Source organism: Pseudomonas sp. 14P5.3.2, from assembly GCF_057799175.1.
The window spans coordinates 145,955-161,596 of the sequence record NZ_JBYOKU010000008.1 but is presented as its reverse complement, the minus strand read 5'-3'; the positions used below and the strand labels follow the sequence as shown (position 1 = coordinate 161,596).

14 protein-coding genes are annotated in these 15,642 nt (G+C 59.3%); 11 read left to right on the top strand and 3 right to left on the bottom strand.

Going from position 1 to position 15,642, the window contains the following annotated elements:
* The first annotated feature begins 105 nt into the window (after window positions 1-105).
* The 7 genes from apaG (at window position 106) to AC27VU_RS09100 (ending at window position 8,192) form a co-directional block, all read left to right on the top strand.
* On the top strand, window positions 106-486 hold the full coding sequence (gene apaG / locus AC27VU_RS09130; protein ID WP_003228843.1) for a Co2+/Mg2+ efflux protein ApaG: 381 nt from the start codon (window positions 106-108) through the stop codon (window positions 484-486).
* The gene (locus AC27VU_RS09125; protein WP_003228845.1) at window positions 486-1,367 is read left to right on the top strand and encodes a symmetrical bis(5'-nucleosyl)-tetraphosphatase; all 882 of its coding nucleotides are present in this window, start codon (window positions 486-488) and stop codon (window positions 1,365-1,367) included. The genes apaG and AC27VU_RS09125 overlap by 1 nt, the downstream gene beginning before the upstream one ends.
* A gap of 33 nt (window positions 1,368-1,400) precedes the next feature.
* On the top strand, window positions 1,401-1,730 hold the full coding sequence (gene glpE, locus AC27VU_RS09120) for a thiosulfate sulfurtransferase GlpE (RefSeq protein WP_488723901.1): 330 nt from the start codon (window positions 1,401-1,403) through the stop codon (window positions 1,728-1,730).
* A 295-nt stretch (window positions 1,731-2,025) separates the two neighbouring features.
* Window positions 2,026-3,948 (top strand): PrkA family serine protein kinase, encoded by a 1,923-nt coding sequence (locus AC27VU_RS09115; protein WP_003228848.1) that lies wholly within the window; start codon window positions 2,026-2,028, stop codon window positions 3,946-3,948.
* A 119-nt stretch (window positions 3,949-4,067) separates the two neighbouring features.
* Window positions 4,068-5,339: a YeaH/YhbH family protein gene (locus tag AC27VU_RS09110; protein WP_003228849.1), complete on the top strand. Its 1,272-nt coding sequence runs from the start codon at window positions 4,068-4,070 to the stop codon at window positions 5,337-5,339.
* Window positions 5,336-6,898, top strand: a complete 1,563-nt coding sequence (locus AC27VU_RS09105; RefSeq protein WP_003228850.1) for a SpoVR family protein — start codon at window positions 5,336-5,338, stop codon at window positions 6,896-6,898. Before AC27VU_RS09110 ends, AC27VU_RS09105 begins: the two co-directional genes overlap by 4 nt.
* A 64-nt stretch (window positions 6,899-6,962) precedes the next feature.
* Window positions 6,963-8,192, top strand: a complete 1,230-nt coding sequence (locus AC27VU_RS09100) for a multifunctional CCA addition/repair protein (RefSeq protein ID WP_488723900.1) — start codon at window positions 6,963-6,965, stop codon at window positions 8,190-8,192.
* 84 nt (window positions 8,193-8,276) lie between these two features.
* Here the strand turns inward: AC27VU_RS09100 and folK are convergent, their stop codons facing one another.
* Both folK and folB read right to left on the bottom strand, forming a co-directional pair.
* On the bottom strand, window positions 8,277-8,795 hold the full coding sequence (gene folK / locus AC27VU_RS09095; protein WP_003228855.1) for a 2-amino-4-hydroxy-6-hydroxymethyldihydropteridine diphosphokinase: 519 nt from the start codon (window positions 8,793-8,795) through the stop codon (window positions 8,277-8,279).
* Complete coding sequence (gene folB / locus AC27VU_RS09090) at window positions 8,786-9,142, bottom strand: dihydroneopterin aldolase (protein ID WP_003228857.1); 357 nt, start codon at window positions 9,140-9,142, stop codon at window positions 8,786-8,788. Before folB ends, folK begins: the two co-directional genes overlap by 10 nt.
* A 74-nt stretch (window positions 9,143-9,216) precedes the next feature.
* On the opposite strand from folB, the gene plsY reads away from it, so the two are divergent.
* Entirely contained in the window at window positions 9,217-9,786 is a 570-nt protein-coding gene (gene plsY / locus AC27VU_RS09085; protein WP_103485902.1) for a glycerol-3-phosphate 1-O-acyltransferase PlsY, read from the top strand.
* 23 nt (window positions 9,787-9,809) lie between these two features.
* Here plsY and tsaD read toward each other — a convergent pair whose 3' ends face one another.
* Window positions 9,810-10,835: a tRNA (adenosine(37)-N6)-threonylcarbamoyltransferase complex transferase subunit TsaD gene (gene tsaD, locus AC27VU_RS09080; RefSeq protein ID WP_003228861.1), complete on the bottom strand. Its 1,026-nt coding sequence runs from the start codon at window positions 10,833-10,835 to the stop codon at window positions 9,810-9,812.
* Between the two features lie 199 nt (window positions 10,836-11,034).
* Here tsaD and rpsU point away from each other — a divergent pair, with 199 nt between their 5' ends.
* From rpsU to rpoD, 3 genes are all read left to right on the top strand, one after another.
* Window positions 11,035-11,250 (top strand): 30S ribosomal protein S21, encoded by a 216-nt coding sequence (gene rpsU, locus AC27VU_RS09075; protein ID WP_002551877.1) that lies wholly within the window; start codon window positions 11,035-11,037, stop codon window positions 11,248-11,250.
* Window positions 11,251-11,733: 483 nt separating this feature from the next.
* A complete protein-coding gene (dnaG, locus tag AC27VU_RS09070; RefSeq protein WP_003228863.1) occupies window positions 11,734-13,698 on the top strand; it encodes a DNA primase in 1,965 nt (654 codons plus the stop codon).
* Between the two features lie 67 nt (window positions 13,699-13,765).
* Window positions 13,766-15,613 carry an RNA polymerase sigma factor RpoD gene (gene rpoD, locus AC27VU_RS09065; protein WP_003228865.1) on the top strand — a complete coding sequence of 616 codons (1,848 nt, stop codon included), beginning with the start codon at window positions 13,766-13,768 and terminating at the stop codon, window positions 15,611-15,613.
* Window positions 15,614-15,642: the final 29 nt, after the last annotated feature.

Sequence of the window (15,642 nt, the reverse complement as noted above, 5' to 3'; positions counted from 1 at the left end):
AACGCTATCGGGCAGGACGCCACTCTGGTTTACTGCCCGATACTTGCCTAGACTGATTCCCCATCAGCTACGCCTCGCGTTCCGCTTTGCTTAAGGCCCTTTTGCATGTCCGATTCTCGCTATCAGGTCGATGTCAGTGTCGTCACCCACTATCTGGCAGACCAATCGCAACCCGAGCACAACCGCTTCGCCTTCGCCTACACCATCACCGTGCAAAACAATGGCGCGCTCCCGGCCAAGCTGTTGTCGCGGCATTGGGTGATCACCGACGGTGACGGGCATGTCGAAGAAGTGCGCGGCGCCGGTGTCGTCGGCCAGCAACCGCTGATCGACACAGGCAAGAGCCACACTTACAGCAGCGGCACAGTGATGACCACCAAGGTCGGCACCATGCAGGGCTCTTATGAAATGGTCGCCGACGACGGCAAGCATTTCGACGCGATCATCAAGCCTTTCCGCCTCGCCGTACCCGGAGCCTTGCACTGATGACGACGTACGCCGTCGGCGACCTGCAAGGCTGCCTCGAACCGCTCAAATGTCTGCTCAAGCAAGTGGCTTTCGACCCGAAGCTCGATCGGCTGTGGCTGGTCGGCGACCTGGTCAACCGCGGCCCGCAATCGCTGGAGACCCTGCGTTTTCTCTACGGCATGCGCGACTCGCTGGTTTGCGTACTGGGTAACCATGACCTGCACCTGCTCGCTGCGGCCAACAACATTGAGCGCCTGAAGAAGTCCGATACCCTGCGCGAGATCATTGAAGCCCCCGACGCGGCCGATCTGCTCGAGTGGCTGCGCCAGCAAAAGCTCATGCACTACGACGAGCAACGTGAAGTGGCCATGGTGCATGCGGGCATCCCTCCGCAGTGGTCCTTGCGCAAGGCCCTGAAGTACGCGGCCGAGGCCGAAGCGGCACTGCGTGACGACAACCTGTTTCCGCTTTACCTGGATGGCATGTACGGCAATGAGCCGGCGAAATGGGACAGCGAGCTCACGGGCGTGACCCGCCTGCGCGTCATCACCAACTATTTCACCCGCATGCGCTTCTGCACCGCCGAGGGCAAGCTCGACCTCAAAAGCAAGGAAGGCCTCGATACCGCCCCGCCCGGCTACAAACCGTGGTTCCAGCACAAGGAGCGCAAGACCCGAGGTCTGCGGATCATCTTCGGTCACTGGGCCGCGCTGGAAGGCGACGTTCACGAACCGGGTATCTCTGCGCTGGACACCGGTTGTGTCTGGGGCGGCAGCCTGACCCTGATGAACGTCGACAGCGGCGAGCGCGTGTCCTGCAAGTGCGATGAACATGGCGGCCTTGCACCATCAGTCGCACCACTTATCCCCGAAACGTCGCCAGTCAGCGCGCCGCGTTAGACTGCGCATTCTGCCGAGCAACAGGAACCCGCCATGAGCGAATTCAAACGAATCCCCCCGGAACAGGCCCACACTCTGCGCGCGGAAGGCGCCGTGGTCGTCGATATCCGCGACCCGCAAACCTATGCCGCGCTGCACATCGCCGGATCGACCCATCTGGATAACCACTCTATCGCCGACTTCATCCGCAACGCCGATCTCGACGCGCCATTGGTAGTGGTCTGCTACCACGGCAACTCCAGCCAGAACGCGGCCGCGTACCTGATCAGCCAGGGCTTCTCCGACGTCTACAGCATGGACGGCGGTTTCGAGTTGTGGCGTACGACTTATCCTGCAGAAACCGCGCAAGGCACGCCCGAATAATTTTTTTTGTCCCGCGCAGGCCCCGGCTGCCGTGGGCCTGCGCGGGGCAGACGAACGGTCTGCCACAACTAATTACGTATCTCCCCTTTACCTCCCGAATTCCCAACTATCCTTAAGCCCAGGCCATCCAAAACAGGGGAGAGCCGGTACACCGGCGCACGGGTCATCGGGAGTGACTTTCAAGGTTGTCGACCGCGAAAGTGTTCTGGGGGGTAAACAAGTGGCCACAGCGGCTGCTTGCCAGCATCGACTGAGTGATCCGGCGTCGGCTCCACGTATCGAGCGAGGTGACGTCATGAGTATCTTTAGCCACTTCCAACAACGCTTCGAGTCCACACGCCAGGAAGAACTCTCGCTGCAAGAGTACCTGGAGCTGTGCAAGAAAGACCGGAGCGCCTACGTTTCCGCAGCCGAGCGTCTATTGATGGCCATCGGCGAACCGGAACTGCTCGACACATCGACCAATTCGAGGCTGTCGCGCATCTTCTCCAACAAGGTGATCCGTCGCTATCCGGCCTTTGAAGACTTCCACGGGATGGAAGAATGCATCGACCAGATCGTCTCGTATTTCCGCCATGCCGCCCAAGGCCTGGAAGAGAAGAAACAGATCCTCTACCTGCTCGGCCCCGTCGGTGGCGGTAAATCGTCCCTGGCCGAGAAGCTGAAACAGCTGATGGAAAAGGTGCCCTTCTACGCGATCAAGGGTTCACCGGTATTCGAATCGCCCCTGGGTCTGTTCAACGCCACCGAAGATGGCGCGATCCTCGAGGAAGACTTCGGCATTCCACGGCGCTACCTGAACACCATCATGTCGCCCTGGGCGACCAAACGCCTGGCCGAATTCGGCGGCGACATCAGCCAGTTCCGCGTGGTCAAGTTGTACCCGTCGATCCTCAATCAGATCGCCGTGGCCAAGACCGAACCGGGCGACGAGAACAACCAGGACATCTCGGCGCTGGTCGGTAAGGTCGACATTCGCAAACTCGAGGAGTACCCACAGAACGACGCCGACGCCTACAGCTACTCCGGTGCGCTGTGCCGGGCCAACCAGGGCCTGATGGAATTCGTCGAAATGTTCAAGGCACCGATCAAGGTGCTGCACCCTTTGCTGACCGCCACCCAGGAAGGCAACTACAACAGTACCGAAGGCCTCGGCGCGATTCCGTTCACCGGGATCCTGCTTGCGCACTCCAACGAATCGGAGTGGCACACCTTCCGCAACAACAAGAACAACGAAGCCTTCATCGACCGGATCTACATCGTCAAAGTGCCGTACTGCCTGCGGGTCAGCGACGAGGTGAAAATCTACGACAAGTTGCTGTTCAACAGTTCGCTGGCGAAGGCCCACTGCGCACCCGACACCCTGAAGATGCTGGCGCAGTTCACCGTGCTGTCGCGCCTCAAGGAGCCGGAAAACTCCAACATCTATTCGAAGATGCGCGTCTACGACGGGGAAAACCTCAAGGACACCGATCCAAAGGCCAAGTCGATTCAGGAGTACCGCGACTCGGCCGGCGTCGACGAGGGCATGAACGGCCTGTCGACCCGGTTTGCATTCAAGATCCTGTCCAAGGTGTTCAACTTCGATCCGCATGAAATCGCCGCCAACCCGGTGCATTTGCTGTATGTGCTGGAACAGCAGATCGAACAGGAACAGTTCCAGGCCGAGACCCGCGAACGCTACCTGCGCTACCTCAAGGAATATTTGGCGCCGCGTTATATCGAATTCATCGGCAAGGAGATCCAGACCGCGTACCTGGAGTCTTACAGCGAATACGGGCAAAACATCTTCGACCGCTACGTGCTGTATGCGGACTTCTGGATTCAGGATCAGGAATACCGCGACCCGGAAACCGGCGAGATTCTCAACCGTGTCGCCCTGAACGAAGAACTGGAGAAAATCGAGAAACCGGCCGGCATCAGCAATCCGAAGGATTTCCGCAACGAGATCGTCAACTTCGTATTGCGCGCCCGAGCCAACAACAACGGCAAGAACCCGACCTGGCTCAGCTACGAAAAACTGCGGGTGGTCATCGAGAAGAAAATGTTCTCGAACACCGAAGACCTGCTGCCAGTCATCAGCTTCAATGCCAAGGCCAGCAAAGAGGATCAACAGAAACACAACGACTTCGTTACTCGAATGGTCGAACGCGGCTACACCGACAAACAGGTACGACTGCTGTCCGAGTGGTACCTGCGGGTCCGGAAGTCGCAGTGAAGCAGTTGCAAGCTTCTAGCTATCAGCTGCAAGAACAAAGCGCGTAACCCAGATGCCCGGGAACCTGCTTTTACTTGCAGCTTGAAGTTCACAACTTGAAGCTGCCCGGAGGGCTTCCTATGAGTTATGTGATCGACCGACGTCTCAATGGCAAGAACAAGAGCACGGTGAACCGCCAGCGCTTCCTGCGGCGTTACCGTGATCACATCAAGAAGGCTGTCGAAGAGGCGGTCAGCCGGCGTTCCATTACCGACATGGAACACGGCGAACAGATCAGCATTCCCGGTCGCGACATCGACGAACCGGTGCTTCACCACGGTCGCGGCGGCAAGCAGACCGTGGTTCATCCCGGCAACAAGGAATTCACTGCCGGCGAACATATCGCCCGTCCACCGGGGGGTGGCGGCGGACGCGGTCCGGGCAAGGCCGGCAATTCCGGCGAGGGCATGGACGAGTTCGTTTTCCAGATCACCCAGGAAGAATTCCTCGAATTCATGTTCGAAGACCTCGAACTGCCGAATCTGGTGAAACGCAACCTCAGTGGTACCGACACGTTCAAGACTGTGCGCGCCGGGATCAGCAACGAGGGTAACCCGTCGCGGATCAACATCATCCGCACCCTGCGCTCGGCTCACGCCAGGCGCATTGCGCTGTCCGGCAGCAGCCGTGCCAAACTGCGCGAGGCCAAAGAGGAACTGGCGCGATTAAAGCGTGAAGAGCCGGATAACTTCGGCGATATTCAGGAACTCGAAGCGGAAATCGAAAAACTCAGCGCGCGCATTCATCGCGTGCCGTTCCTCGACACCTTCGACCTCAAGTACAACCTGCTGATCAAGCAACCCAACCCCAGCTCGAAAGCGGTAATGTTCTGCCTGATGGACGTTTCCGGCTCGATGACCCAGGCGACCAAAGACATCGCCAAACGCTTTTTCATCCTGCTGTACCTGTTCCTCAAGCGTAACTACGACAAGATCGACGTCGTGTTCATCCGCCACCACACCAGCGCCCGGGAAGTGGACGAGGAAGAGTTTTTCTATTCACGGGAAACCGGCGGCACCATCGTCTCCAGCGCGCTGAAGCTGATGCAGGAGATCATGGCCGAGCGCTACCCGAGCAACGAATGGAACATCTATGCCGCGCAGGCTTCCGACGGCGACAACTGGAACGATGACTCGCCGATCTGCCGCGACATCCTGATCAACCAGATCATGCCGTTTGTGCAGTACTACACTTATGTGGAGATCACCCCGCGCGAGCACCAGGCCCTCTGGTACGAATACGAACGCATTGCCGAAGCCTTTTCCGACACGTTTGCCCAGCAGCAGCTGGTCTCGGCCGGGGATATCTATCCGGTCTTCCGTGAACTCTTCCAGCGCAGGTTAGTGACATGACCGCCAAAGAGCAGAAACGCCAACCCATCTCCACCGGCTCCGAATGGACGTTCGAGCTGATCCAGGCCTACGACCGCGAAATCGCCCGGATTGCGGCCGGCTACGCATTGGATACCTATCCCAACCAGATCGAAGTGATCACCGCCGAGCAGATGATGGATGCCTATGCCTCGGTCGGCATGCCACTGGGCTATCACCACTGGTCCTACGGCAAACACTTCCTCAGCACCGAGAAATCCTACAGCCGCGGCCAGATGGGGCTGGCCTACGAAATCGTGATCAACTCGGACCCGTGCATCGCCTACCTGATGGAGGAAAACACCATCTGCATGCAGGCGCTGGTGGTCGCTCACGCGTGCTACGGGCACAACAGTTTCTTCAAGGGCAACTACCTGTTCCGCACCTGGACTGACGCCAGCTCGATCATCGATTACCTGGTGTTCGCCAAGCAGTACATCATGCAATGCGAAGAGCGCCACGGTATCGACGCGGTGGAGGACCTGCTCGACTCCTGCCATGCGCTGATGAACTACGGGGTCGACCGCTACAAGCGTCCGTATCCGATTTCCGCCGAGGAAGAACGCCGGCGGCAGAAGGATCGCGAAGAACACATGCAGAAGCAGATCAACGATCTGTGGCGCACCATCCCCAAAGGCGCGGACAAATACAGCGACAAGGACAACGCCCGTTTCCCGGCCGAGCCACAGGAAAACATCCTGTACTTCATCGAGAAACACGCGCCGCTGTTGGAGCCGTGGCAACGGGAGATCGTGCGGATCGTGCGCAAGATCGCCCAGTATTTTTATCCACAGCGCCAGACTCAGGTGATGAACGAAGGCTGGGCCACGTTCTGGCACTACACACTGATGAACGACCTGTACGACGAGGGTTTGGTGACCGACGGGTTCATGATGGAATTCCTCACCTCGCACACCAGCGTGGTGTTCCAGCCCGGCTTCGACAGCCCTTACTACAACGGGATCAACCCCTACGCACTGGGTTTCGCGATGTATCGCGACATCCGCCGCATGTGCGAAAACCCCACCGAGGAAGACCGGCGCTGGTTCCCGGACATCGCCGGCTCTGACTGGCTGTCGAGCATCAAGTTCGCCATGAGCAGCTTCAAGGATGAGAGTTTCATCCTGCAATACCTGTCACCGAAGGTGATCCGTGACCTGAAACTGTTCAGCATTCTTGATGACGATCAGAAGGACGATTTGCTGGTACCGGCGATCCATGACGAAACCGGCTACCGAATCATCCGCGAAACCCTGGCTGCGCAGTACAACCTCGGCAACCGCGAGCCCAACGTGCAGATCTACAGCATCGACCGGCGCGGCGACCGCTCGCTGACCCTGCGTCACCAGCAACATGACCGCAAACCCTTGGGCGACTCCACCGACGAGGTACTGAAACATCTGCACCGGTTGTGGGGCTTCGATATTCATCTGGAAACCCTGCAGGGTGACCAGATCATGAAAACCCACCATGTACCGCCGCGAAGTGAACACAGCGAAGGCGATTACGGTCGGCTCGACTTGGCCGTGATTCATCTTTAGATGCGGCTCTGACCTCCGAAAGTCCGGCGCAGGGGTTATCCTGTCGGGCTAACGGAGGTTTTTTATGCAGATTTTCAAGGTTGGCGGCGCGGTGCGCGATCGCTTGCTCGGCTTACCGGTAACCGATATTGATTGGGTGGTGGTCGGCGCCACGGCAGACGAGATGCTCGCCAAGGGTTATCGCCCGGTTGGAGCGGATTTTCCGGTATTCCTTCACCCCAAGACCGGCGAGGAATACGCCCTCGCCCGCACCGAACGCAAAAGCGGTCGCGGTTATGGCGGCTTCACCTTTCACGCCAGCCCCGAAGTCACCCTCGAAGAAGACCTGATCCGCCGTGATCTGACGATCAACGCGATCGCCGAAGACGACCAGCAAAACCTGACCGATCCGTATCATGGCCAGCGCGATCTCGAAGCGCGCATCCTGCGCCACGTTTCCCCCGCATTCGCCGAAGATCCGCTCCGTGTGCTGCGCGTTGCGCGCTTTGCTGCCCGATATGCCAGTCTTGGCTTCACTGTCGCACCAGAAACGCTGGAACTGATGCGCCAGCTCAGCGAGTCCGGTGAACTGCAGGCGCTGACCGCCGAACGCAGTTGGAAAGAAATCTCCCGCGCACTGATGGAAGATCAGCCGCAGGTATTCATCCAGGTGTTGCGCGACTGTGGCGCCTTGAAAGTATTGATGCCGGAAGTCGACGCGCTGTTTGGCGTGCCGCAACCGGAGGCTCATCATCCGGAAATCGACACCGGCCTGCACACTCTCAGCGTTCTGGAGCAATCAGCGCTGCACGAACAACCGCTAACGGTACGCTGGGCTTGTCTGCTGCATGACCTCGGCAAAGGCCTGACGCCGGAAGAAGAGTGGCCACGACATATCGCCCATGAACACACCGGGTTGAAGCTGATCAAAGCGGTCAACGAACGCTTCAAGGCACCGAAGGACTGCCAGGAACTGGCGTTGCTAGTCGGCGAGTACCACATCCATGGCCACCGCGCCCTGGAGCTGAAGGCGTCGACCTTGCTGGAGCTGCTGCAGAGCTTTGACGTGTATCGCCGCCCGCAGCGTTTTGAGGAATTCATCGTCGCCTGCGAGATGGATGCCCGTGGACGCAAGGGCCTGGAGCAGCGCAGTTACCCACAGGCGGATTATCTGCGCGGCGCTGCCAAGGCTGCACGGGAAGTCGCGGTGCAGCCGTTGCTGGAGAAGGGATTCAAAGGCCCGGAACTGGGCGAAGCGCTGAAGCGAGAACGACTGAAGGCGCTAAAAGCCTACAAAGACGAGGCGTCAGCCTGAAAAGCTTCGCGAGCAAGCCCGCTCCCACAAGGGCAATGCATTGCAAATGTGGGAGCGGGCTTGCTCGCGAAAGCGGCAGTTAATTCAACGCAAATCCGAAGACGTCAGCTGCTGCCCACGCCACTCAAAGGCCACCGGCGCCAACACCTGATCAATCTGCGCCTCGGCCCACAACGTCGCGAAGCTTTTTCCCACACCTGGATGCACCCGATCCGGCGCAATCAGCGACAGCGGCCACAGCACAAAGGCGTTTTTCAGGATTTCGGCACGCGGCAGAATCAAGCCGTCGAAGTTACCGGTCAGATCGCCGTATAACAGCACGTCGATATCCAGCGGCAGCCCCTTGCGATCCGGCGCATAGCGACCGTTATCGGCTTCGATGAATTTCAGGCGCCGATCCAGTTCCATCAACGGCAGATCGGTCTGCGCCGAGACCACGAAGTTGTAGAACGGCCCGCTCTTGATCCCCACCGGCTGACTCTCGAACACCGCCGAACAGCGGATATCCACCAGAAACGTCGCCAATGCGTCGAGTCCGGCGCGCAAATGGGTTTCGCGCTCGATATTGCTACCGAGCCCGAGGTACACCTGAGTCAGCGACATCCGCGCTCGATCTCCACACCCACGCCACCCTTGGCGGCCGGCACGGCGCCAGGCTTGGTCAGCTTCAGACGAACCCAGGTGATCTTGAATTCGGCCATCAGCACTTCGACCAGACGCTCGGCAAAGGTCTCGACCAGTTGATACTGGGATTGCTCGGCAAAGGCCTGGATGCGCGTGGAAACGCTGGCGTAATCGAGCGCCAGGGTCAGGTCGTCACCGGCCGCTGCCGGGCGATTGTCCCAGGCGAAGCTCAGATCAAGACGCAAGCACTGTCGGATGCCGCGCTCCCAGTCGTAGGCACCGATCACGGTGTCAACTTCCAGGCCCTCGATAAACACTCTGTCCAAGCACTTTTCTCCGCTGCACGACAAGGGCGCAATGCGCCGTTAGAATCAGGGCGTCCTCGCCCGGAATAGTTAGCATGTTTTGGTTAGTGGCGATCCTCGCCTACCTGCTCGGCTCTCTGTCCTTCGCCATTTTGCTCAGCCGCCTGACCGGAAATCCGGATCCGCGAATGAGTGGCTCGGGTAATGCCGGCGCCACCAACATGCTGCGCCTGGCCGGTCGCAAACTGGCGATCCTGACCCTGCTGGGTGATCTGTGCAAAGGCCTGGTACCGGTGCTGATCGCAGCGGCCATAGGCCTTTCGCTGCAGGATCAGGCCTGGATCGGCGTGTGCGCCGTGATCGGTCACCTGTTCCCGCTGTATTTCCGTTTTCGCGGCGGCAAAGGCGTCGCCACGGCTGCCGGCATGTTGCTGGGTCTGTATCCGCCCGCCGCACTGCTGGCGGTGTGTGCCTGGCTGCTGACGTTCTACCTGACCCGCACCAGCTCGCTGGCGGCGCTGATTGCCACGCCCCTGACCCTGCCCTTGCTTGCGTGGCAAGAACCGGAGGCGCTACTGCCGATGAGCGCGTTGACGCTGCTGATCGTCTGGCGCCACCGCGGCAATCTACGCGACCTGTTTGCCGGGCGCGAACGGCATTTTTAAATACCGCTCAGCCACACCGCCCATCACAGCGCCGACAACTGCTCCATCGGCCAGCGCGCCTGCACGCTGATCGCCAGACTTTCCTGCTGACCGGCCTGCAAACGCTGGCAACCGGCAAACGCGATCATCGCGCCATTGTCGGTGCAGAACTCGGGACGGGCATAGAACACCTCGCCCTGCATGTCGCCGAGCATCTTTTCCAGCGAGGCGCGCAACGCCTTGTTGGCGCTGACGCCGCCAGCGATCACCAGACGCTTCATGCCCGCGTGTTTGAGCGCGCGCTTGCACTTGATGGTCAAAGTCTCCACCACGGCCTGCTGGAACGCCAGCGCGATGTCGCAACGGGCTTGCTCGCTGTCGTCCCCGGCGCTGACGCATTGCTGCCAGGTGTTGAGGGCAAAGGTTTTCAGACCGCTGAAGCTGAAATCCAGACCCGGGCGATCACACATCGGACGCGGGAAGGTGAAACGCCCTGCGGCGCCCTTCTCGGCCAGCTTGGCGATTTCCGGCCCGCCCGGATAATTGAGGCCCATCATTTTCGCAGTCTTGTCGAACGCTTCGCCGGCAGCATCGTCGAGTGTCTCGCCGAGCAGGCTGTATTGGCCAATGCCATCGACCTGAACCAGCTGCGTATGACCACCGGAAACCAACAAAGCGACGAACGGGAATTCCGGCGGTTTTGGCTCCAGCATTGGCGCCAGCAAGTGGCCTTCCATGTGGTGGACTCCGAGTGCCGGAATACCCCAGGCAAACGCCAGCGCCTGCGCGCAAGAGGCACCGACCAGCAGCGCTCCGACCAGGCCCGGGCCCGCGGTGTAGGCGATCGCGTCGATCTCGGTCGGCACGCAGTCAGCCTCGGCCAACACCTGACGAATCAAGGGCAGCATGCGCTTGACGTGGTCACGCGAGGCCAGCTCCGGCACCACACCGCCATAAACACGGTGCAGGTCGATCTGACTGAACAGCGCGTCGGCCAGCAGGCCGCGTTCGCTGTCGTATAATGCGACGCCGGTTTCGTCGCAGGAAGTTTCTAATCCCAGTACTAGCATGGGTTTGCGCCTTGTTTAGGCTGAATTCGAAGGCGCGCATAATAGTCGCCATGCGATGCCCCGACTAGCGGTTTTCGATCAGAGGCTTTGCATTCCGAGCGATGAGGGGTTAACATCCGCAACCCTTAAAAACCGACGTCTTCAAGTGCTCTTTTGCCGCGAGGATGTTGACCCCGGTAATGAATGAAGGTAGCTCTGGATGCCAGCCGTCAAAGTTAAAGAGAACGAACCCTTCGACGTAGCTCTGCGTCGTTTCAAGCGCTCCTGCGAAAAAGCCGGTGTACTGGCTGAAGTTCGTAGCCGCGAATTTTACGAGAAGCCAACTTCTGAGCGTAAGCGCAAAGCAGCAGCCGCTGTTAAGCGTCACGCCAAGAAAGTTCAGCGCGAACAGCGCCGCGCCGTTCGTCTGTACTAATACACAGACGATCGTAGCAAGCTTCTTGCCTAAGCCCGGCCCTCAGCCGGGCTAATGGCATTTGCGTAAAACGCTTGATGCTTCACCGTCGAAGCCGCACATGCGATCGAGACAAAACCGCTTCACCGCGTCAGGCCTGGCTCTTTTGCCAGCGGTGCACGTCTTTTCTGACGAGCCTTTCAAGGCTACTGACGAGCACACCCACTGATTCCTCTCACGACGATCAGCCCAAGGCACCTGCATGCGTGCCCGTTTTATTGAGCTATCCGAGGCCATTTATCGGCCGTCAGCGGATTCAGCGCAACACTTTCAAATAGTCGAAGACTGATAGGCACTAACGTCAGTGGATTTTCGGCAGATACACTTCCCGACAGCGATCACGCAAACGACACCGGTCGAGCCGCCCATTTTGTGCGCCTCACTCAAGACCTGCGTCCGGCCGCCCTTCGCATCGGACTCATTACAAGCACAGACGAGAACGCCATGGCCGGGCTGATTCCCCAGAGCTTTATTGACGACCTCCTGAACCGCACCGACATCGTCGACGTGGTCAGCTCGCGCGTGCAACTGAAAAAGGCCGGCAAGAACTACACCGCCTGCTGCCCGTTTCATAAAGAGAAAACCCCGTCGTTCAGCGTCAGCCCCGACAAGCAGTTCTATTACTGCTTCGGCTGCGGCGCCGGCGGCAACGCCCTCGGCTTTCTCATGGACCACGACAACCTGGATTTCCCCCAGGCCGTCGAGGACCTGGCCAAAGCCGCCGGCATGGAAATCCCCCGCGAGGAAAGCGGTCGCCCGCACAAACCGCGGCAACCGACCGATTCACCACTGTATCCGCTGCTCACCGCCGCCGCCGATTTTTACCGGCAGGCGCTCAAGAGCCATCCCGCACGCAAAGCCGCCGTGGATTACCTCAAGGGCCGCGGCCTGACTGGCGAGATCGCCCGGGACTTCGGCCTGGGTTTCGCACCGCCGGGCTGGGACAATCTGTTCAAGCATTTGAGCAGCGACACGTTGCAGCAGAAAGCCATGATCGACGCCGGCCTGCTGATCGAGAACGCTGAAACCGGCAAACGCTATGACCGCTTTCGCGATCGCGTGATGTTCCCGATCCGTGATACCCGCGGCCGGATCATCGCTTTCGGCGGCCGGGTACTGGGTGACGACAAGCCGAAATACCTGAACTCGCCGGAAACTCCGGTGTTCCATAAAGGCCAGGAACTCTACGGCCTCTATGAAGCACGCAAGAACAACCGCAATCTCGATGAAATCATCGTCGTCGAAGGCTACATGGACGTCATCGCTCTGGCCCAGCAAGGCTTGCGCAATGCCGTCGCGACCCTGGGCACAGCCACCAGCGAAGAACACCTCAAGCGCCTGTTTCGCGTCGTGCCGAACGTTCTGTTCTGTTTCGACGGCGACCAGGCCGGCCGCAACGCTGCATGGCGCGCCCTGGAAGCAACACTGCCGTGCCTGCAGGATGGACGCCGCGCGCGCTTCCTGTTTCTTCCGGAAGGCGAAGACCCGGACACCCTGGTTCGCGCCGAAGGCACTGACGCTTTCAAGGCACGCATCAATCAGCATGCGCAGCCGCTGGCAGACTATTTCTTCCAGCAACTGACCGAGGAAGCCGATCCGCGCTCGCTCGAAGGCAAGGCTCACATGGCCACCCTCGCCGCACCGTTGATCGACAAAGTGCCGGGCGCCAACCTGCGCATCCTGATGCGTCAGCGCCTGACTGAAATCACCGGTCTGAGCAGCGAAACCGTCAGTCAGCTGGCCCAAAGCGCACCACAGGAAGCGCCGCCCGCCTACGATCCGGGCATCGATTACGACGCAATGCCGGACTACAGCGACTACCATCAGCCGCAGGCACAGGATATGTACGTGCCGCAGCAGGAGTGGACGCCAAAGAAACCCGGCGCCGGCGGCAAGAAATGGGACAAGAAACCCTGGGACAAGAACGGCAAGCGCGGCGGTGATCGCGATCAACAGCGCCCACGCACGCCGATTGGCGTCGAGTCGCCAACCCTGACCGCCCTGCGTACATTGCTGCACCACCCGCAACTGGCCAAGCGCGTTGAAGACGCCGGACACATTGCGGACGAAAATCAGACCAACGCACAGTTACTTGTGGCGCTGCTCGAGGCCGTACAGAAGAATCCCAAGCTAAACTCATTTCAGTTGATCGCGCGATGGCACGGCACTGAACAAGGTCGGTTGCTCAAGGCACTGGCGGAAAAGGAGTGGCTGATTGACGGAGAAAACCTTGAACAACAGTTTTTCGACACCATTACTAGCTTGTCAGCCCGCCAACGCGAGCGAAATCTGGAACAGTTGCTCAGGAAAGCGCGTCAAAGCGAACTGAGCGCCGAAGAGAAAAATCAACTGCGCGACCTTCTAAGTCGCAATGTTTCCGCATCAAACCCGACCTCAACTGGCGCGTGAGGTCATAGCTCAGGTATAATCCTCGGCTTGTTTTTTGCCCGCCAAGACCTTCAGTGGATAGGGTGTTATGTCCGGAAAAGCGCAACAGCAGTCTCGTATTATTGAGTTGATCAAACTGGGTCGTGAGCAGAAGTATCTGACTTACGCCGAGGTCAACGACCACCTGCCCGAGGATATTTCAGATCCGGAGCAGGTGGAAGACATCATCCGCATGATTAACGACATGGGGATCCCCGTACACGAGAGTGCTCCGGATGCGGACGCCCTTATGTTGGCCGACGCCGATACCGACGAGGCCGCTGCGGAAGAAGCAGCCGCCGCGTTGGCAGCGGTGGAGACCGATATCGGTCGCACCACTGACCCTGTGCGCATGTATATGCGTGAGATGGGTACGGTCGAGCTTCTGACTCGTGAAGGCGAAATCGAAATCGCCAAACGTATCGAAGAAGGCATCCGTGAAGTGATGAGCGCAATCGCGCACTTCCCTGGCACGGTTGACCACATTCTCTCCGAGTACACTCGCGTCACCACCGAAGGTGGTCGCCTGTCCGACGTTCTGAGCGGTTACATCGACCCGGACGACGGCATTGCGCCGCCGGCTGCCGAAGTGCCACCGCCGATCGACGCGAAAGCCGCGAAGGCTGACGACGATACCGACGACGATGACGCCGAAGCTTCGGATGACGAAGAAGAAGCCGAAAGCGGTCCGGATCCGGTCATCGCTGCCCAGCGTTTCGGCGCTGTGGCCGATCAGATGGAAATCACCCGCAAGGCCCTGAAAAAGCACGGTCGTCACAACAAGGCAGCGGTTGCCGAGTTGCTGGTCCTGGCCGAGCTGTTCATGCCGATCAAACTGGTGCCGAAGCAATTCGAAGCCCTGGTCGAGCGTGTTCGCAGTGCCCTGGATCGTCTGCGTCAGCAAGAGCGCGCGATCATGCAACTGTGCGTACGTGATGCACGTATGCCACGCGCCGATTTCCTGCGTCAGTTCCCGGGCAATGAAGTCGACGAAAGCTGGTCCGACGCCTTGGCCAAAGGCAAGAGCAAATACGCCGAAGCCATTGGTCGCGTACAGCCGGATATTATTCGTTGCCAGCAGAAGCTGACCGCGCTGGAAACCGAGACCGGTCTGACCATCGCTGAAATCAAGGACATCAACCGTCGCATGTCGATCGGTGAGGCCAAGGCCCGCCGCGCGAAGAAAGAGATGGTTGAAGCCAACTTGCGTCTGGTGATCTCGATCGCCAAGAAGTACACCAACCGCGGCCTGCAATTCCTCGATCTGATCCAGGAAGGCAACATCGGTCTGATGAAAGCGGTGGACAAGTTCGAATACCGTCGTGGTTACAAGTTCTCGACTTATGCCACCTGGTGGATCCGTCAAGCGATCACTCGCTCGATCGCCGACCAGGCCCGCACCATCCGTATTCCGGTGCACATGATCGAGACGATCAACAAGCTCAACCGCATTTCCCGCCAGATGCTGCAGGAAATGGGTCGCGAACCGACCCCGGAAGAGCTGGGCGAACGCATGGAAATGCCTGAGGACAAGATCCGCAAGGTATTGAAGATCGCTAAAGAGCCGATCTCCATGGAAACCCCGATTGGTGATGACGAAGACTCTCATCTGGGTGACTTCATCGAAGACTCGACCATGCAGTCGCCAATCGATGTTGCAACCGTTGAAAGCCTGAAAGAAGCGACCCGCGAAGTGCTGTCCGGCCTCACTGCCCGTGAAGCCAAGGTACTGCGCATGCGCTTCGGTATCGACATGAACACCGACCACACACTCGAAGAAGTGGGCAAACAGTTTGACGTAACGCGTGAGCGGATCCGTCAGATCGAAGCCAAGGCGCTGCGCAAGCTGCGCCACCCGACGCGAAGCGAGCATCTGCGCTCCTTCCTCGACGAGTGATACCAGAACCCCCGGCCCAGGCCGGGGGT